This window comes from Clostridium sp. FP2 (assembly GCF_011065955.2).
GTDB classification, from domain to species: domain Bacteria; phylum Bacillota; class Clostridia; order Clostridiales; family Clostridiaceae; genus Clostridium_AD; species Clostridium_AD tagluense.
In genome coordinates, this window is record NZ_JAAMNI020000001.1 from 2310564 (window position 1) to 2329860 (window position 19297).

16 protein-coding genes are annotated in these 19297 nt (G+C 28.8%); 12 read left to right on the forward strand and 4 right to left on the reverse strand.

Translation table 11 applies throughout. The features are described 5' to 3' along the window. Positions 1-134 precede the first annotated feature (134 nt). Positions 135-914, reverse strand: a complete 780-nt coding sequence (locus G9F71_RS11075; RefSeq protein WP_164948248.1) for a TrmB family transcriptional regulator — start codon at positions 912-914, stop codon at positions 135-137. A 20-nt stretch (positions 915-934) separates the two neighbouring features. Continuing rightward, positions 935-2323, reverse strand: coding sequence for an MATE family efflux transporter (locus G9F71_RS11080; protein ID WP_164948247.1), 1389 nt, complete (start codon positions 2321-2323; stop codon positions 935-937). A gap of 322 nt (positions 2324-2645) precedes the next feature. Here G9F71_RS11080 and G9F71_RS11085 point away from each other — a divergent pair, with 322 nt between their 5' ends. Then, positions 2646-3506, forward strand: a complete 861-nt coding sequence (locus G9F71_RS11085) for a YitT family protein (protein WP_164948246.1) — start codon at positions 2646-2648, stop codon at positions 3504-3506. Between the two features lie 172 nt (positions 3507-3678). Here G9F71_RS11085 and G9F71_RS11090 read toward each other — a convergent pair whose 3' ends face one another. Next, complete coding sequence (locus G9F71_RS11090; protein WP_164948245.1) at positions 3679-4212, reverse strand: GNAT family N-acetyltransferase; 534 nt, start codon at positions 4210-4212, stop codon at positions 3679-3681. 317 nt (positions 4213-4529) lie between these two features. Here G9F71_RS11090 and G9F71_RS11095 point away from each other — a divergent pair, with 317 nt between their 5' ends. The 11 genes from G9F71_RS11095 to G9F71_RS11145 all read left to right on the forward strand — a co-directional run bounded on the left by G9F71_RS11095 (position 4530) and on the right by G9F71_RS11145 (position 18324). Beyond that, positions 4530-4913, forward strand: a complete 384-nt coding sequence (locus tag G9F71_RS11095; protein ID WP_164948244.1) for a BlaI/MecI/CopY family transcriptional regulator — start codon at positions 4530-4532, stop codon at positions 4911-4913. A 12-nt stretch (positions 4914-4925) separates the two neighbouring features. Beyond that, positions 4926-6800, forward strand: coding sequence for a M56 and phosphodiester glycosidase domain-containing protein (locus G9F71_RS11100; protein ID WP_164948243.1), 1875 nt, complete (start codon positions 4926-4928; stop codon positions 6798-6800). A 245-nt stretch (positions 6801-7045) separates the two neighbouring features. Further along, entirely contained in the window at positions 7046-8119 is a 1074-nt protein-coding gene (locus tag G9F71_RS11105) for a phosphodiester glycosidase family protein (RefSeq protein ID WP_224626336.1), read from the forward strand. Between the two features lie 12 nt (positions 8120-8131). Further along, positions 8132-9184, forward strand: coding sequence for a hypothetical protein (locus tag G9F71_RS11110; RefSeq protein ID WP_164948242.1), 1053 nt, complete (start codon positions 8132-8134; stop codon positions 9182-9184). 200 nt (positions 9185-9384) lie between these two features. After that, positions 9385-10272 (forward strand): sulfite exporter TauE/SafE family protein, encoded by an 888-nt coding sequence (locus G9F71_RS11115; RefSeq protein ID WP_164948241.1) that lies wholly within the window; start codon positions 9385-9387, stop codon positions 10270-10272. Between the two features lie 249 nt (positions 10273-10521). Beyond that, a complete protein-coding gene (locus G9F71_RS11120; protein ID WP_164948240.1) occupies positions 10522-11307 on the forward strand; it encodes an ABC transporter ATP-binding protein in 786 nt (261 codons plus the stop codon). Between the two features lie 2 nt (positions 11308-11309). Next, a complete protein-coding gene (locus G9F71_RS11125) occupies positions 11310-12974 on the forward strand; it encodes a hypothetical protein (RefSeq protein ID WP_164948239.1) in 1665 nt (554 codons plus the stop codon). Positions 12975-13235: 261 nt separating this feature from the next. Further along, a complete protein-coding gene (locus G9F71_RS11130) occupies positions 13236-14333 on the forward strand; it encodes an endospore germination permease (RefSeq protein ID WP_164948238.1) in 1098 nt (365 codons plus the stop codon). Continuing rightward, positions 14317-15447 carry a Ger(x)C family spore germination protein gene (locus G9F71_RS11135; protein ID WP_164948237.1) on the forward strand — a complete coding sequence of 377 codons (1131 nt, stop codon included), beginning with the start codon at positions 14317-14319 and terminating at the stop codon, positions 15445-15447. Before G9F71_RS11130 ends, G9F71_RS11135 begins: the two co-directional genes overlap by 17 nt. A gap of 15 nt (positions 15448-15462) precedes the next feature. Continuing rightward, the gene (locus G9F71_RS11140; protein WP_164948236.1) at positions 15463-16893 is read left to right on the forward strand and encodes a spore germination protein; all 1431 of its coding nucleotides are present in this window, start codon (positions 15463-15465) and stop codon (positions 16891-16893) included. Positions 16894-17502: 609 nt separating this feature from the next. Continuing rightward, complete coding sequence (locus G9F71_RS11145) at positions 17503-18324, forward strand: metallophosphoesterase (protein WP_164948235.1); 822 nt, start codon at positions 17503-17505, stop codon at positions 18322-18324. Between the two features lie 11 nt (positions 18325-18335). On the opposite strand, the gene corA is transcribed toward G9F71_RS11145, so the two are convergent. Next, on the reverse strand, positions 18336-19289 hold the full coding sequence (corA, locus tag G9F71_RS11150; protein WP_164948234.1) for a magnesium/cobalt transporter CorA: 954 nt from the start codon (positions 19287-19289) through the stop codon (positions 18336-18338). Positions 19290-19297: the final 8 nt, after the last annotated feature.

Genomic DNA, 19297 nt, shown 5'->3' on the forward strand with positions numbered 1-19297 from the left:
TTTAAAATAGCATATACTAATTATATAATATATTTAATAAATTACCAAATGAAATTTTACTACATAACAGCTAATGGCTTGAAATTATCCCTAGCATATATATATGTCTGATGGTGGTGAAAAAATGTTAAATTTTATCTATTTTCAAGTATAGTATTTAACTTAATACCCTCGTTAATTAAATTATCTCCATATTTATTTTTTAATTTTAAAAGATATATATCATTATGAATATGTTCCGATACAACTGAAGCTAAAAGAACATTATCTGTAAAAGTACCTAAAAACTCTTCTCTATGTGGACCTTTATCTGCAATTAATGTTTTCTTGCAATCTATAACTAACATTATTCTTGTTTGTTTATCTAAACAACTGGCATCATTATGGGTATATATTTCTACTGGTAGCTTTTCACCATTAACCTTAGCAAAGGAAAATATAATTATTCTAACTTGCCTTTTTTCAAGTTCAATAAATTCTTCAGAGAATGTTTGTAAATTAAAGTCTGTATTTATATAAACTTCTTTTTCTGCGGTTAATAGCAATTCCTTTGTTTTTGAAATTATATTATCATAACCTGATATATTTAAATATCTTTCTTCTGAATGGGAGGTTTCTAATTGTTGTAATTTTACTTCTAATAAATCCGCACTCTTAACAAATTCATTTTTCATTTTATTTGTTAGGGTTGAGGGATTTTCCGCTTTATATAGCTTAGAATTACCTGGAAGGGAAAACACAATGCCCTTTTGATATAAATTATCTAAAGCAGAATAAACGGAGGAACGAGACATATTTAGGTTTTTAGCAATTTGATATCCATTTGAGCTTGAATTTTTCAACAAATCAACATAAACTGCCGCTTCTGTTTTTGAGAAATTTAGCTTTTCTAATAAAATTAATATTTCATCCATACTTGATCTTTCCTCTCTTTTTAAAGTATTTCTTCTATCTCAACTTCTGGATTTACTCCAGTTAAATTGGCCATCCATTTCCTTGAATGCATTATTTTAAGACCAATAATAAATCTTACAAATTCTTCACCTGAAACTATTAAATAAACCCAGTGGACTTCTAGTTTTAAAACAAAGGCTGAAACAAAACCCAGAGGAACCCCAATTCCCCATGTTCCAATCATATCTAAGTAAAGTGTATATTTAGTTTTTCCACCACTTCTTAAGATTCCGCCACCTATAATCATATTTGATACTTTAATCCATAAAACTATACTAAACATAACTAATAATTTAAATGTACAATCTTGTAGATCACTAGATACATTAAATACGGAAATATATAAGTTTGAACAAGTTACTAATAGGATACCAAAAATAGCTGAACCCATAATACCCATTTTTATGAATTTTTTTGAATATTTAAAAGCAAGCTCGTGCTCGCCTAGTCCTAATTTATTTCCTACCATAATCCCAGCGGCACTACTCACACCTGCAAATAAACCTATGCTTAAGCTTTGAATAGGATAAGTAAGGGTCATTGAGGCAATCTCAGAGGTACCCATTCTTCCATAGATAATTGAATACATAGTCTCTCCTAAAGCCCATAAAAATTCATTTATTAATAAAGGGCGAGCTATAATAAGGATTTTTTTCATAAATACAGATGAAATATGGCACAGATCCACTATTTTATATGCACCAGGATACTTATTAGCATAAGTAAAGACTATAAGTAACGCTGCTTCTAGAAATCTAGTAATAGTTGTAGCATAGGCTGTGCCTAAAAATCCTATTTGGGGAAATCCGAATTTTCCGAATATAAGTAAGTAATTTAATAGTGTATTTAAAACTACTGCAAATACCCCTGCATACATTGGAGATTTAACATGACCTGTACTTCTTAAAACTGATGCATAAATCGTAATTAAAAGCATTGGTATATAGGAAACAGCATTAATTATAAGATACTTACTTCCTAGTGTAACTATTTTAATATCATTAGTATATAGACTTAATACTTGTTTTGAAAATATTAAGGAAATCAAAGAAAATATTAGGGTTATAATCATTCCTAATAGTAAATTTCCGCAAACTACATTTGCTATGTTTTTATTATCTTTTTTACCCCAGTATTGAGATATCATAATAGATGTGGTACAGCCTACAGCAGATAAAGTTATTAGAAAAAGAAAGGGAAATCTTGATCCAAGTCCAACAGTTGCAATTGCTTCTTCACCCAATTGCCCTACCATTAATTGATCAATAACGCTTAAAGAAGCTTGAAATAAACTTTGAATAGAAACCGGTATGGCTATTGTAAGCATTGTATTGTAATATGATTTTTTATTAGTAGATTGCGTGTTCATGCTACACCTCTCACTTTAGATTAATTTTTACTGCGTTTTTACACTCAATATATAATTATTTTATTTGCTGTTTAGAATAGTAGTACATGATGTACTACTAATTAAAATTTATAATAATACAATTTTATCCTATTGTCAATAGACTATTTTATATATTTGTAAAAAGAGTCTAGATATTTCATAGCAGTAACCCCTTCACAATATGCTATTGTTATGGCACAATATAAGAACTGGTTAATATTCATTGTGTTTTCACAAATATCTATAAAAATAATATTATAAAAGTCTGAAAAGCAGATTTTATTCGAAGGGTGGAAACGAAATGATTAAATATTTAAACAAAAGTATAGTTAAGAATGTTTTTTTTATACTACTCGGAAGTTTGATATCTTCACTTGCAATTAATTTGTTTATATCCAAAGCAAAGCTTTTAAGTGGTGGTGCTTCCGGGATATCCTTAATTATTCAATATTTGTTCAAATTTCCTGCTGGATATTCGATTTTGCTATTAAATATTCCACTATTAATATTAAGCTATAAATTCCTTAACAAAAGATTTACTATTCTTACGTTTATAGGTACAATATCATTTTCAATGTTTTTAATCTTAACAGCTCCATTAAAAGGAGTTATTGATACAACGGATACATTGTTATTATGCTTATATGGGGGAGCACTAAATGGAATTGGCATAGGAATAGTATTCAGCAATCACGGTTCCGCAGGAGGACTTAATATTATTTCAGCTCTTATAAAGGTGAAACATGATAATTATAAAATAGGACAAATATCATTTTATATTAATATTATAATTGTTGTCATCGCTACATTCTTTTTTGGAGTAACCAGTGCATTATATACTATAGTGGCTATGTTTATAACGGCTGAAGTTACTGATAGAATAATAATTGGAATAGGTAAACAAAAATTAGTGCTTATTATTACTGTAAAAGAAAAAGAAATTTGTAGTGGAATCCTATATAAAATGCATAGAGGAGTTACTTTTTTATATGGGCAAGGTGGGTATACTGGTAAGAGGGAAAAAATATTATTTTGCACAGTACCACTTCATCAGATCCCAGAATTGAAATTAATTATTAAAGAAATAGACAATGATGCATTTATGATAACAGTTGATGCCTCTGAAGTAAGGGGAAAGGGTTTTAAAAGCGATTTAATATAAAATATTATTAATAGTGATTATAATTATGGTACCAGCCCTGCATGTACAAAAAAAGAGAGGTTATATCTTTATTAGATATAATCTCTCTAATCTATTTTTTAGGTGGAAATATTGTGTTAAAGAATGACAAGCAGGCTTTGTAGGATTTATCTTTAATATTGGGTAGAATAGCCTAAAGAATCATTCCCATTACAATTGTATTACCATAAACGCCATTTACATAAGTATCATTTTTTAGTGTACCTTCTACTTGAAATCCAACTTTCTTATATAATTCCATGGCTCTATAATTATTTTCACTAGTTACAAGGCTTATCTTTTTAGTGATGCCATTTGCATTTGCCCATATTATAAGATTATCCATAATTTTTCTGCCAAGCCCCAGTTCACAATATTGCGCTGCTATAACTATTCCAAATTCGCCAACATGCTTAAATCTAGACTTGGGACTAGAATTAATTGTGGCTATACCCATTATTTTATTATCGATTTCTGCAAGTAATATTATTGAATTATCTTCCTTTCTGGTAGTTTCTAAAAAATTCTCGTAATCAGTTAAATCCTTTATAAATTCATTTTTCCCAAAGGAAAGAAAGTCAGTTTCTCCACCTACTAGATTATAAAAAGCTATCATAAGCTTTGCATCTTCTTTTGAAGCCTCTCTAATAGTAACTTCTTTTCCATTCTTTAAATATATTTTTTTCATATAAATCAGCTCCTTTTAGTTTTAAACTGTTGTTGCAATATTTTTATGCCCTGTGCTGCTTTTTATATTCAAACAAATTAGACATCTCAAATTTATTTAAATATAGAGAAGCCAATTAAGAATTATTATATCATATTTTTGATGAACAGCAAAAAAGACCTTTAGTCATTGAAAAACTTTTGTTTACCATTAAGAATATATAGCCTTGTTATAAAAATTGTAAAATAATTATAAATTATATTGACAATTACATATTACACATGTAATATATGATGAGTCCAAGATAATATATATCTGAAATAAAAGGAGATGAGAAAATGGCAGATGTATCTAAAATATCAAATTCAGAATGGGAAATAATGAAGTATGCTTGGGGTAATGTTCCTTGTACTGCTAACGAGATTGTTGATGCTTTAAGTAAAATTACTGATTGGAAGTCAAATACTATTAGAACTTTAATAAATCGTTTAATTAAAAAGGAAGTTTTAGGTTATAAAATAGATGAAAAGGATAAAAAAACATATTATTATTTTCCAATATTATCAGAAAATGAGTGTATAAAAGCTGAAAGTGACTCTTTTATAAAGCGTGTGTTTAATGGTTCTTTAAATGGGATGATTGCTAATTTCTTAAATGAATCAGAATTATCTGATGAGGATATTGAGGAATTGAAAAATATTCTTGATAAAAAGAAAGGGTAAATTGGTGTGTTTATGTTGTGGCTTATATCTATTTTTAAGTGGGTATTATATTCAACAGCTTTGGCAAGTGTTTTAAGTTTAATAATTCTTCTTTTTAAGATATTGTTTAAAGAGAAGCTAGGGGTGAGGTGGCACTATGCTATTTGGCTTATTCTTATAATTAGATTATTAATACCTTATGGACCACAAAGCTCATTAAGTGTTTTTAATATTTTTAAATTTAGCGATAAAAATCCTACACAAATGCAGTATACATTAAAAAATGAAACAACTGGGAAGATGCAAAATTACAATGAGGAGAAACTAGCTGAAAATAATAAAAACCTAATAGGGAAGGAAAATGTAACAACAAGTAAAGACAAAACTACACTACGCAGTAGCCTAGCAATTTTATGGGAAAATATAATTAAAATTAAAGATAGTCCCGTGAATTTGCAGCTAATAAGTTGCATCTGGTTACTGGGAGTAATAATAATTGGTGCTTATACAATTATAATGACAGTAAAATTAAGGGATAAGCTTAAGAATCAACATATATGTATAAATCAAGAATTTATAAGCCTTTTATTACAATGTAAAAATAAGCTTAATTTGAAATCTAATATAAAAATTATTAATACTAATTTAGTTAAAACACCCTGTGTTTTTGGGTTTGTAAAACCAAAATTATTATTGCCTATTGACATAGAGAATTGTCTAAATCGAGATGAATTAGAGTTTGTAATTTTACATGAATTAGCTCATATAAAACGAAGAGACATACTAGTAAGTATTATATCTTGCGCACTTCAAATAATACATTGGTTTAATCCTATTATATGGTATTCGTTTTACAGAATGCGTAATGATAAGGAACTCGCTTGTGATGCATTAGCTTTATCTTATGTTAATTCAAATGATTATATAAATTATGGGAAAACCATTATAAAATTATTAGAAAGTTATAAAAAGACAACCCACACATATGGAATGGCTTGCATTATAAATAATAAATCTCAAATTAAAAGGAGAGTTACTATGATATCTAAGTTTAAGAAAAATTCATATAAATGGTCAATAATCCCTGTACTAGCATTAGCGCTAATGGGAGGAATAATGCTTACTAATGCAAAAAATAATCCGGTTTTGGCGGATAATAAAAAAAATCCAACCCTAGTAACCAACAAAATTTCAAGTGATGAAAGTAAAACAAAAGAAAACATTATTACTGAACATGAGATTACTGGTAAGCATTTTAAAGGTAAAATATTAATGGTACCTGGCGGTAAGAAGATTGTGGTTGGAGTTAATAATGATATTTCAAAAAATGTTAAAACTACAAGTCAAATAGCTAAAGAAAATAAAGCAATATGTGCTATTAATGCAGGGGCCTTTATAGATGATTTAGGTAATGGGATATCTCCAGCAGGACTTATAATGCATAATGGGAAGGTTATTTTTAACGATATAAAAGACAATACCAAGAAAACAGAAATTGTTGCTTTTACAGATAAAGGCATTCTTATGGTTGGTACTTATTCATTAAATGAATTAAAAAATCTTAATACAACAGAAGCTGTTAGCTTTGGACCTGCACTTATAGTTAATGGAAAACCTACAATTAAAGATGGCAGTGAAGGTGGATGGGGAATTGCTCCAAGAACAGCAATAGGACAAAAAGCAGATGGCACAGTTATTATGCTCACAATTGATGGTAGAAGTGCAAAATCACTAGGAGCGACATTACTAGATGTGCAAAATATACTTTTAGAGTATGGAGCTTACAATGCATCAAATCTTGATGGGGGAAGCTCTTCATCTATGTATTATAATGGGAAAGTAATTAATAATCCATGTGATAGTAAAGGTGAAAGAGTGGTAGTATCCACTTTTATGGTATTACCTTAATCAAGGACAAAACGATTTTACCTTATTTTATCCTAAACCTAATACTTATCTTTAGGGTTAATTTCTGGCATTCTCTTGTTTTTGTCTACAACTTGCCAAGGAATGAGTAGCCCCATGTGGAGAGATTACTGATGAAATATTTGGTGGATTCCAAAGGCAATATGATATTATTTATGATAAATACAATAAAAAAATTATATTAATATCTTATAGAAATATAAACTGTAACTGAGAGGAGAAAAGCTATGTTCAAGGGAAACAATAATAGCATAATGGATAAGAGGAAAAACAAAAAAAGTAGAAGGTTTAAGCTATTTGTATATTTTATAATGTTTGAACTTTTTTTCTCCGTAGCCACTTCGCCATTTATAGTGTATTATGGACCTTTTAATACACTTAAAAAGATGGTGGTTGGTGCAGCTATGTCTAGTTTTAAGCATCAATATTTAGCTACATTATTTTTGTCAAATTCACAAATAGAAAAAATAAGAAATGGTGATATTTCAACTGTACCTGCATATGTAAATTCGAGTGATAATTCCACACAACAACAAGATTTAAATAATATAAACACAAATTTAAATGATAATAGTATAGAATTAAAAAAAATTCAAGGAAAAAAATTTAGTGGATTAATGATGGTTGTACATAATCCAAGAATGTTGAAGGTAGGGTACTCTAAATTATTAGGAGAACAAGGAGAAAAAACTAGTACCATTGCCAAAGAATTTAATTCAATAGCGGCTATAAATGGCGGTGGATTCACAGACAAAGCACAAAACTCCACAGCTACATGGACTGGAACAGGGGCATTACCAATTGGTATAGTTATGGCAGCTGGTAATGTTATTTATCCTAAAGAGATAGCAGATCCAAATAAGAAAATAGCTGGAGATCTAGTAGGTATAACCAAAAATGGTGTATTAATTGTTGGAAAGTATAGCTTAAATGAGCTAAGGAAAAATCAAGTAACAGATGCAATGACATTTGGACCAATTTTAATATTAGATGGTATTACTAAAAATAGAGAAGATGGTGTAAATATAGATAATCAAGGCCCTGCACCAAGAACTGCCATTGGTCAAAGGAAAGAAGATGGGGCGATTTTGTTACTTGTAATAGACGGAAGACAAGGACTTCAAATTGGAGCTACAATAAAAGATGTACAAGATATAATGAAACAAGAAAATGCCTTTAATGCGATTAATTTGGATGGAGGTGCTTCAACAACTATGTATTATGATGGAAAAGTTTTAAACAATCCAAGTGGTAAGTTTGGTGAACGCCCTATTCCAACAATATTCTATGTTAAAAAATAGGAGGTTAAATGAATGAAAGCTTCAAAAGTATTTATCCGATGGATAGTAATATCACTGATTCTTCAATGTTCATTATACCTATTTTTGGATAAAATATATTTTTCAGATGAACATAACATTAAAATAACTAAAATTCAAGATATAATAAAGAAAAAAACATTAAAACCTAATGTTACCTTTCCACAGGGTTATTCAGATGTCTCTCTTTCATATGATGGTTCATATACTACATATTTTGATAACAGCGGAGATCTAAAAGTCTTAGATACAGGCACTGGCAATTTTAAAAGTATTAAATTTAGAGGGGCTAAGTGTATATCCTATAAATGGTTACCAGATGCTAATAAGATAATGTTAGCAGAGAAGCTTACCGTTGGTAATTCAAGATATATAAAATTTTTCACCTATGATGCTGGAAAGGAAACAAAAGAAGAAATAAGAGATTATAGCTTAGATATTGCAAATGCTATAAAACTAGTGGATGAAAAAACAAAAGTTGATATTCAAGTATCTACTTTAACTGGATTAATGTATTTAAAAACATACAGTAATAAAATAACAAGTTCTGTATATAGAATTGATATAAATGAAGAAATGACTAAAATACAAACACATGGTAGAAGTATTAGTAGAATGGCTGTTGCATCCCACGATGATCATTTGGCTTATGAAGATTTAACTAACAATTTTATAAGAACAAATACAAAAGAAAGAATAATAAAAATAAATGGTTCTACTAACTTACTTTTATTAGGTGCGGATGGAAAAGATAATATTTATGTTGGGAAAAATGAAAATGGAAACGTTAGTAACTTACATTACGGAAAACTTTCGGATAACAAATCTAGTTGGAAACAGTTAAACTTAAAAGAAAATGTTTCACCTAACAAATTAATAATTCTTAAAAGTGGAGATGTATATACTATTTCTGATAATAGTATAATTAGGGTAAGTGATAATAAAAAAATAGATTTCAAGGGTGAATTTATTGGCATATACACGAATTATTTGGCATCAATTTCAAACGGGAAATTAGTTTTTGTGGAAATTAAACCATCACCATAAAATAAATTGGCGCATATGGAAATAGAACATTATTGATTCAATTGGTAATAAAAAAGTTAAACCACTTCATAAAGGAGTGGTTTAACTTTTTTTATTTAGTTATAGTCACAAACATTTTCGTATAGAAGACATTTGCATAGAATATACTATTCTTAATGGTATATAATGTATTGTTATAAATTCAAGAATGGGGATGTTGTATGGTTAAAATACTATTAGGGTTACTAATTTTGTTAACATTATACTTTGCCTTTATATATACTTATGACCTATTCAAAGCAGCAGAGGCAGAAAAAATCCGCAATGTAAATTTTATTACTTTTGGTATAATAGGGTTTATAGCTAATTTTTTTGATACTTTAGGAGTAGGAAGTTTTGCTATTATAACATCCATAGTAAGGTTCTTAGAATTGACTGAGGATAGAACTCTTCCCGGTACTTTAAATGTATCTTGTACAATTCCTACAGTTTTGGAGGCAATTATTTTTTTTACTGTAATAAAAGTTGATAAAATAACATTGATTTCAATGATTATTGCTGCGGTTTTAGGTGCAATAATGGGAGCAGATATTGTTGCAAGATTTAACGTAAGAAAAGTAAGAATTGGAATGGGACTCGCACTAATTACGGTTGCTATTATTATGCTTTCAGATTTGTTGCATTTTATGCCAATAGCTGGGACAGCTAATGGGCTTACAGGAACGAGGCTTATGATAGCCATTGGTTGTAATTTTATACTTGGAGCTCTAATGCAACTAGGTGTTGGTCTTTATGCTCCTTGTATGGGATTAATTTATGCACTTGGAATGAATCCTCTTGCTGCTTTTCCAATAATGATGGGCTCCTGTGCTTTCCTTATGCCGGCGGGATCTATTGAATTTGTGAAAAAGGGGGCATATGATAGAAAAGCATCCATAGCTATTACGTTGTTTGGAAGTGCTGGAGTATTAATTGCTGCATATATTGTTAAATGCCTACCACTAGGTATTGTTAAATGGTTAGTGGTAATAGTTGCAATCTACACATCAATTATGCTATTAAAATCTGCGCATAAAGCGCGCATACAAATTATAAAAAGGGGAAAGTGATACACTATTTACTATTAAATCATCACTTCCCTTATGAAATGTCGTTAAAGAAATTATCTTTTTACAGAGAAAACTTTATTAATTATTACCTATTAGTTATAATAATGATATAATTTATATATAAATGTAAATTTTACCGAATAGCTAAAGTCGTAAATATGCAATTGATAAACTTAAGGGCTTACATCTATTGGTATTTTTTATATAACAGTTTCAATGAATAGGAAGAACTAAGGAGTGGGAGGTATCATGGAAAATTCAGAAATTATAATATCAATTAAAGATTTACAAATGAGCTATGGCAGTAAAAAGGTGCTTAATGGGATAAATTTAGAAATTCCTAGAGGGAAGATAATAGGTTATATAGGGACTAATGGCGCCGGTAAAAGTACAACTATAAAAATAATGCTGGGTATATTAGAAGGATACACAGGAACAGTTGAAATATTAGGACAAGATATAAGTGATGGAAGCATAGAATATAAAAAGAGAATAGGGTATGTACCAGAGATTGCAGACATATATGAAAACTTAACTGCTTATGAGTATCTAAGCTTTATAGGTGAAATATATGGATTAGAGGAGAAAAACCTTATTGAGAGAGCAAAAAAAATGATGGGCTTATTTGGAATGGAAGACGTTATAAGTTCAAGAATATCTTCATATTCAAAAGGTATGAAGCAAAAGCTACTTATAATATGTAGTTTGATTCATAATCCAGATATATTATTTTTTGATGAGCCTTTAAGTGGACTAGATGCTAATAGTGTAATGGTCTTTAAAGAAGTTATGAACACTCTTGCAAAGGGAGGGAAAACCATATTTTATTCTTCACATATAATGGATGTGGTAGAGAAGGTAAGCGATAGAATAATACTATTAAACCAAGGTCGAATAGTTGCAGATGGAAGTTTTGAGCAGCTTAAGAATAATCAAAAGGAAGGTTCACTTGAAGAAATATTCAATCAATTAACAGGCTTTAATGAGCATGCAGAGATTGCAAAAGAATTTGTTTCTTTGGTTTGTGAGGTGTAAATATGAAAGATTTTATCGTGCTTAAAATATTAGATAAATTTCAATTATTATATAAAAAATCAGGCATTAACTATAAGACTATGAGAATGATTCTGCAGATAAAACTAACCATGGATGGTCGTAGAGTAAGTACTGCTATGGGAAATAGTAAAAAGACAGATGAGGATAAGGATAAGAATAATTATTTATCCTTATTGATGGTCAATGTATTTATGAGTATTTTTATTGGATTAGTAATGATGGGTGATATGCCAGCTATGAAAGCTACAAATATTGTAATAGGTATAAATCTATTTATGATGATATCACTTATGATATCTGACTTTTCAGCAGTTTTACTAGATGTAAAAGAAAAAAATATATTGTTACCGAGACCTATAGATAGTAGGACCTTTAATGCAGCTAAGACTACTCATATATGTATATATTTAATGGGTTTATCACTGTCATTAAATTTGATTCCACTAGTTCTTGGTACAGTAAAATATGGAGCTTTATTTTTTGTTATATTTAGTGTAGAAAATATACTGGCAGTACTAATAGTTATAGCTTTAACAGCGCTATTATATACTTTAGTCTTAAAGTTTTTTGATGGAGAAAAACTAAAGGATATAATAAACTATTTTCAAATATTATTAGCATTTGTATTTGCCTTCGGATATCAGTTAGTTTCAAGAGTTTTTGATATGAAAAGTATGAATAGTGAATATGTGCCTAAAATTTGGCATGCACTACTTCCATCTATGTGGTTTGCATCTCCCTTTGGAATATTGATAGATGGGAATAAACAATCTTTCTTAAAAATTTTACTTTCACTTGCAATAGTAGGTCCCATTATCTTAATTACGCTTTATATTAAAAGAGTAGTACCTTATTTTGAAAAGAACCTTCAAAAATTAAATGAAAATGGAGGGGCTGTAAGTAAGCGAAGCGCAACTAGACAAGAATTTATAGCAGGGCTTGTTTGCAAGGATAAGATTGAAAAAAGTATGTTTAAATTTACTCAAAACATGATATCTACAGAAAGAAACTTGAAGCTTAAGGTGTATCCATCACTTGCAATGGCGTTTTTTATACCAATCCTATTTATGTTTATGGATAGGGGAAGTGGTAAATCCCTCATGGCTAATATTCAAACAGGCTATGGCGGGAAAATTCATTTATTAATGTATATGAGTATATTCTTACTATGCTTTTGTACAGCGTTTATAAATAATAGTGATAATTATAAGGGGGCTTTTATATACAAGGTATTGCCTATAGAAAAACCAGGAGTGCTATTAAAAGGAGCAATAAAAGGAACTATATTCAAGCTAATAATACCAGTCTATATATTAGAGTCTATAGTGTTTATAATATTTAAAGGACCATCAATAATTATAGACTTAATAGTAATGTTTTTAGTTCTTATAATATCATCATTAGTGTATTTTAAAGTATCCAATAAGGCAATGCCCTTTAGCGTAAAATTTGGTACAGCAGATAGTGGGAAGCTTATAATGCCATCCGTAATCACAATTTTTTTGCTTGGAGGCTTTGCTGGAATACATATAATTATTAGAAATAATATGATATTTGTTGCTGTTTATGCGGTGCTGCTTTTAATAGTTAATGTAATTTTTTGGAGAATTAGCTTTAAGGAGTGCTGGAAGGATATAGAAATGTAAAGAGTTTTCTAATTGCAAACAGACAGCAAATATAGAAGGAAAAGGAGATGCTTTTTAAGTATTTCCTTTTTTATAAACTAAAATTAATAGAATCTAAGACATTCATCATGCTTTCCTAAAATGCATCCAAAAATGCATCCAAAAATGCATCCAAAAATGCAAGGTATAATACCAAGCCCAATACAATTAATTAAGCATTTCTCCATATAGTATAGTATTTTTTTTTATGATTATACTAATAATAACTAAGGGAGTGAGAATATGAATGAACATCTTACTAATAGACAAATTGCTCTTTTAGTATTTGGAGGGATAGTAGGATACGGTATTATTGGTCTTCCTAAGGGGGTTGCGGAAGCTGCTGGTACTGGTGGATGGATTCCTTTACTTATTACAACGGTTATAGTAATTATCGCTGGATATATGTTTACATTTCTTGGATACGTTCACAAGGAAAAAACAATATATGATTATAGTATCCTTCTAACTGGAAAATATATAGGAAATATATTGATATTTCTATACATAGTATACTTTTTTTCTATATTTGCAATGACAAGCAGAATTTCAAGTGAATTAATTAAAATAACTCTACTTTCAAAAACCCCAATCAATGCTTTGACGTTATTATTAATATTAGTTTGTTATTATAGCATTTCTAAAAAACTAAAGGGTATTGGAAGAATTTGTGAATTGTATGGAATGATAACTATTATTTTTTATTTAATTATAAACACTTTTATTTCTACTCAGGGTAAACTTATTAATATAATGCCCATTATACCAACCTTAGGAGTAATAGAATATTTAAAAGCAATACCTTCAACACTATATGCTTTTGTGGTAGGTGTAGAAGTAATTTGTCTTGTTCCATTCCATAAGCAAATTAACGATAAAAGTATATTTAAGTATATTACTTTTACAATAATTTTTATAGGTCTTCTTTATATATTTACTGTAGAATCTTGCATATCAGTTTTAGGACCAGATAATATTATATATTATGATGATGCACTAAGGGCCACAATACGAAGAATTGACGTAGAATATTTAGATTTTCTCGGTAGACTTGATGGTGTTTTTTCAGTTACATGGATACTATCTATTTTCACTACAGTATTACTCCACGGCTATGCTACTATTTTTCTCCTTAGTAAATGGTTTGATAAAGTGTCCTTTAATAAAATAGGATTAATAGTTATAGTCATAGGATTTTGTACATCAATGCTTCCAAAAACTCTAGAAGATGTTAAGAAAATGATAAGCTATATTGGATATTATAGTATATTTACTGTATTAGTTGTGCCATTAATACTTGTAATAATAACGAAGGTGAAAAAGTATGATAAAAAAAATTAATTTATTATTAATGATAATAATAGTTACTGCTACATTTACAGGTTGTTGGGATGCTGAGGATGTTAATAAAAAAAGTTTTATACTTTCAGCTGGAGTGGATAAAGTAGACAACAATGTTGAAATTACAGGTGAATCTACAGATTTTGTAGCTATTACTGGAGAAAAAGGAACACAATCCCAACAACAAAGTCTATTTCAATATTCAGGTATAGGTAAAGACGCAGAAAGTGCTAGATCAAATATAGAGCAAGAAGTTACTCGCAGTTTCTTTTTAGGGGAAGTAAGAGTGACAGTCTTCGGAACAGCGTTTGCTAAGGAGGGGATACTTAGTTATTTAAACAGAATTGATAATACATATGATTATAGAAAAACTCTTATAATTGTTGTAAGTAGGGAACCAGCAAAAGAAATACTAAACTATCCAGCAAAGAGAAATCTTAGTACAGGTTTTTTTATTGAGGATAGTATAAAAATTTTAACTAAAAATAGTACTGCCATATATACAAATACTAGGGATATGCTTTTTTTTAGAAATAATGAAGGCGTAGGATTTTTTATACCATATGTAGGAATAGAGAAAGGAAGTATAAGGTACTTAGGTCTTGGAGTTATAAAGGACTTTAAATTAATTGATATTGTAAAATTTGAAGATACAAATGGAATATTATATTTATTAAATGAGAAACCTGTATTAACACAGGCCATTTATTTAAAGGATGATAAAAAGAAGTATATTTTTAAAGTAGCTGTTAAAAAAAGAAATATAATCACAGATTATAGAGATGAAAAGGTTATTATTAATATTAATTTGGATATAAACGCATCACTTCAATATCAATACAAAATAGACCCTATTAGTAAGCAAATTAACAAAGAACTAGAGAATAAAATATCTGAAAAGGTAAAAAAGGATATTGTGGATATTATAAATAAGTCTCAATATGATTATGGCTGTGACACATTTGGATTTATAAAACTTTTTAGGGCTCAAAATCCTAAGATTTATAAAAAAATAAACTGGAAAGATAAATATAATAGTGCAGAAGTAAATATTAATGTTAAAACAAAAATTATTGATACCAATTTGAAAGATACCAATGCTAATAGTAAATGATAAAGGTTGGATAGTATGAAAAGTACCAAGGGATTTTTCGATAAATTAAATGAAATAAAGAAAAATGACATAGGTATATCAGTTAGAAAACTAAGTATTTTAGAAACAGAAGTATACGCATTGTATTTAAAGAATATTACAGATAGAGAAGGTATCGCAAATAGCATTATTAAACCGATTTTACAGAATAAAATTGACGGAAAGCTAACAATAGATTTAATATTTGATTCAATTATCTTTATAGATGAAATTAGTCTGGATTATGATGAAAACAAGATAGTTGATTATATTTTAAAGGGTAATACAGTTATACTAATGCCTTATGATGAAAAATATATAGTAGCTAATACAAAGAAAATTGAAAAAAGAAGTATACCATCACCGGAATTGGAAAGTGGACTTAGGACACCCAAGGATTCCTTTAATGAAAATTTTGATTCTAATTTATCTTTAATACGTTATAGAATAAAAGATGAGTCCCTTAAGGTGGATTATTTTTACCTGGGAAGAAGAACTAAAACTGCAGTAGCAGTTGTCTATATCAATGATATTGCAAACCCTAAATATGTTAATGAGGTAGAAAATAAATTAAGGAATATTGATATAGATGGAGTGATTGAATCAGGGTATGTTCAAAAATTCCTAAGAAATGAGACTTATAATTTATTTCCCCAAATTGGAATTGCTGAAAGGTCCGATAAGGCATGTGCCTCTATTCTAGATGGAAAAATATGTATTATTGTTGAAGGGAGTAATTTAGCATTAATTATTCCTATGGGTTTTTTGGAATTTTTAGATTCAGGAGATGATCATTATGACAATATGTATTTAGGAATATTGTCAAAAATCATAAGAATAACAGCATTGTTTTTGTTTTTAACTTTATCTTCATTATATGTTATCTTAGTTAGTTTTCATTCAGATATTCTTCCAGCAGCATATGTTTTAATTTTAGCTCAATCAAGGACTTTAGTTCCTTTTAACTCCCTGGTAGAAGTCATGTTAATGGAATTCGTATCTGAAATACTTAGAGAATCAAGCATAAGACTTCCTAAACAAATAGGTCCTGCCATTGGTATTGTTGGAACAATTGTTATCGGGCAAGCAGCTGTTTCAGCAGGACTTGTTAGTTCTCTACTGGTTATTATAGTATCTTTAACTACAATGTGCTCTTTTATTGCTCCGGACTATACTATAATAACTCCTCTAAGAATATTAAAATTCATGCTTATAATATTATCAGGAGTTTTCGGCTTATATGGATTTGTAATGGGGTTTTCTATTATCTTTACTAACATGCTTTCAGTTAATAGCTATGGCCAACCATATTTTACACCTATTTCTCCATTTAACTTTAGTGATCTTAAAAATTATATTCTAAGCGATGCAAAGCTTGCAAAAAAAAGATCTAAATATTCAGATGATAAAGATAAAAATAGACAGTAGAGAGGGGCAACTAATAAATAACTCCTATAGAAAATTTATAGAAATAAGTTGTTAATATTCAAAATATTCATATAATTATACTTAGAGTAAGAGGTTCGGACGTCCTAATGATAAGGAGTAATTATTTTGAGTAATAGTTTGCATCGACTTGAAAATGAGATAAGACAAAAAATATGTCAAAATCAAAAACTCAGACACAGGCTGGAAATAGTCGACAAAATACTCAACGGAATACTCAACAAAGTGGACAACAAGGGAGCTCACAGAATAATGTTAGAAAGAATCCATTAAGTGAATTAGTAACTAGCAAAGTAATAACTCAAGCTCAATCTGACGCAATTATGCAAAAAAACAAGAGGGAATTTTAAGCGTCCACAAAGTTAACATCCAAAAACTCTGAAAAAACTGTCTTAAGAAAATTGAGATAGTGATTTAAACACTTGATAAGTAGACATATCAGGTGTTTTTTCGGCTTATTTTTGTGGCTAGAAGTAGAGCAGTGTGCTGGAATAATATTTTTTTGTAGAAAAGTACAAACTAAAAGAATATTGTTTTATAATAGTAATATCAAATAAGAAAATTAAAGTAGGATCGAAAAGAGGCAAAATTATGACCAATATATTTCATGTTTTAATATACCTATTTCTTTTTTTTACATTCTGGATTCTAATTGAAGCTCAGGTTTATAGAGTTCGAAGAATTAAAGTTGTGAATAGCAAGATACCAAAAGGTTTTAATAAATTTAAAATTATTTTTATATCAGATATTCACTATGGAAAATTCTTTAGGGCTAAAAGGTTGATAAGTGTAGTCAATAGAATTAATAAACTAGAGGCAGATATTATAATAATAGGTGGAGATTATTTAGATATTTCAGTGAAAAGCAAAAGAGACGTAAGTGTGTATTTAGATAAAGAGTTTGAAATTTTAAGAAACTTAAAAGCTAAGTTAGGAATTTATACTGTTTTAGGAAATCATGATTATTATAATAGGAAGGATGCCCTATTAAATGAAATTAGCTCAAGTTCTTTTAAGTTACTTAAAAATTCAACAGAATTCATTAATTTTGGGGAAGATAGTATAAAGTTAGTGGGAGTAGATGATTTATTTGAAGGAAATCCCCAAATTAGCATGCTTAAAGAAAATAGTAATAAGTTCACTATTGCTATATGCCACAATCCAGATTTTTTCAGTGATTATAAAAATCTGATTAATTATGACTTAGCACTATCAGGGCATACTCATGGAGGCCAAATAAATTTTTTTGGATTATATGCACCTTACACATCTTCTAAATATGGTCAAAAGTATATAAAGAAGATAGTTCATGAGGAAAATAGAGACATAGTATTAACCCGTGGAATAGGTAATGGAATGCTACCTATAAGATTTTTTGCCATGCCAGAAATTTTAGAAATTAATTTAGAATAATGATGAGATTATTACAACCATTTTTTCTTTTTAAAATATATGATTTCGCATAAAGAACTAAAAATCATTATAAATATAACAATAAAATAACTGTATTTAGCATGTAGTTCGGGCATATTTTCAAAATTCATACCATAAATTCCTGTTATAATTGTAAGTGGCATCATAATTGTAGTGATTATAGTTAAAACCTTCATAACTTTATTCATGGAATTAGATAATTGCGAAGAATAAAGCTCTAAACAAGATGTAACCATTTCATGGTCAGATTCAATTAAATCATATATACGAAGTATATGATCATATATATCAGAGAAATATAATCTGTATTTTTCAGTTATAATATCATCATGCCTCAAAAGAGTATTTAATACTTCTCGTAGCGGAGAAACAACTCGTCGTAGCTTAATAACGCTTTTTTTTACTCTCATAATATTGTTAAGTGTACTTTGAACAGGGTTGTTCATGGATTCTTCTTCTAAGATATTGATTTTTTCTTCAAGTTTATCAGTTATAACAAATAATTGGTCTATTGCTTCATCAAGAATATGATATAAAACAAAATCACTTCCATTAGAAACAACGGCTAAACCTTTGTCTATGCCATTTATAATCTTTTTTATTGATTTACTTTCGCCATAATGTATTGTTATAATATAATTCGAGCTAATATATACATATATGTTATTATAAGAAAATGTATTATTTGGATGACTATCTGATGTGGCAATAATTAAAAAATGATAATCATTGTAGTCGTTTATTTTACTCCTCCTACTCTTATGAATGCAGTCATCAATAGTGAGAGGATGAAAATTAAATTTACCTTTCAAAAATTCAAAATCACTATCAGTTGGATTATTAATATTAAGCCAAAACACTTCTTTTGTATTTGATGTGTTATTAGCAAAGGCTTTATCTAGGGTTTCAAATTCATGCACTTTATTATTAATATAACTAATCAAGATAACAC

Excerpts from the sequence above, each read along its gene's own strand:
- G9F71_RS11080 (WP_164948247.1), bottom strand. The coding sequence starts at position 2,323 with ATGAACACGCAATCTACTAATAAAAAATCATATTACAATACAATGCTT.
- G9F71_RS11125 (WP_164948239.1), top strand. The coding sequence starts at position 11,310 with ATGAAAGATTTTATCGTGCTTAAAATATTAGATAAATTTCAATTATTA.
- G9F71_RS11140 (WP_164948236.1), top strand. The coding sequence starts at position 15,463 with ATGAAAAGTACCAAGGGATTTTTCGATAAATTAAATGAAATAAAGAAA.
- G9F71_RS11110 (WP_164948242.1), top strand. The coding sequence starts at position 8,132 with ATGAAAGCTTCAAAAGTATTTATCCGATGGATAGTAATATCACTGATT.
- G9F71_RS11135 (WP_164948237.1), top strand. The coding sequence starts at position 14,317 with ATGATAAAAAAAATTAATTTATTATTAATGATAATAATAGTTACTGCT.
- G9F71_RS11120 (WP_164948240.1), top strand. The coding sequence starts at position 10,522 with ATGGAAAATTCAGAAATTATAATATCAATTAAAGATTTACAAATGAGC.
- G9F71_RS11105 (WP_224626336.1), top strand. The coding sequence starts at position 7,046 with ATGTTCAAGGGAAACAATAATAGCATAATGGATAAGAGGAAAAACAAA.
- G9F71_RS11130 (WP_164948238.1), top strand. The coding sequence starts at position 13,236 with ATGAATGAACATCTTACTAATAGACAAATTGCTCTTTTAGTATTTGGA.
- G9F71_RS11100 (WP_164948243.1), top strand. The coding sequence starts at position 4,926 with ATGTTGTGGCTTATATCTATTTTTAAGTGGGTATTATATTCAACAGCT.
- G9F71_RS11095 (WP_164948244.1), top strand. The coding sequence starts at position 4,530 with ATGGCAGATGTATCTAAAATATCAAATTCAGAATGGGAAATAATGAAG.
- G9F71_RS11075 (WP_164948248.1), bottom strand. The coding sequence starts at position 914 with ATGGATGAAATATTAATTTTATTAGAAAAGCTAAATTTCTCAAAAACA.
- G9F71_RS11090 (WP_164948245.1), bottom strand. The coding sequence starts at position 4,212 with ATGAAAAAAATATATTTAAAGAATGGAAAAGAAGTTACTATTAGAGAG.
- G9F71_RS11115 (WP_164948241.1), top strand. The coding sequence starts at position 9,385 with ATGGTTAAAATACTATTAGGGTTACTAATTTTGTTAACATTATACTTT.
- G9F71_RS11145 (WP_164948235.1), top strand. The coding sequence starts at position 17,503 with ATGACCAATATATTTCATGTTTTAATATACCTATTTCTTTTTTTTACA.
- G9F71_RS11085 (WP_164948246.1), top strand. The coding sequence starts at position 2,646 with ATGATTAAATATTTAAACAAAAGTATAGTTAAGAATGTTTTTTTTATA.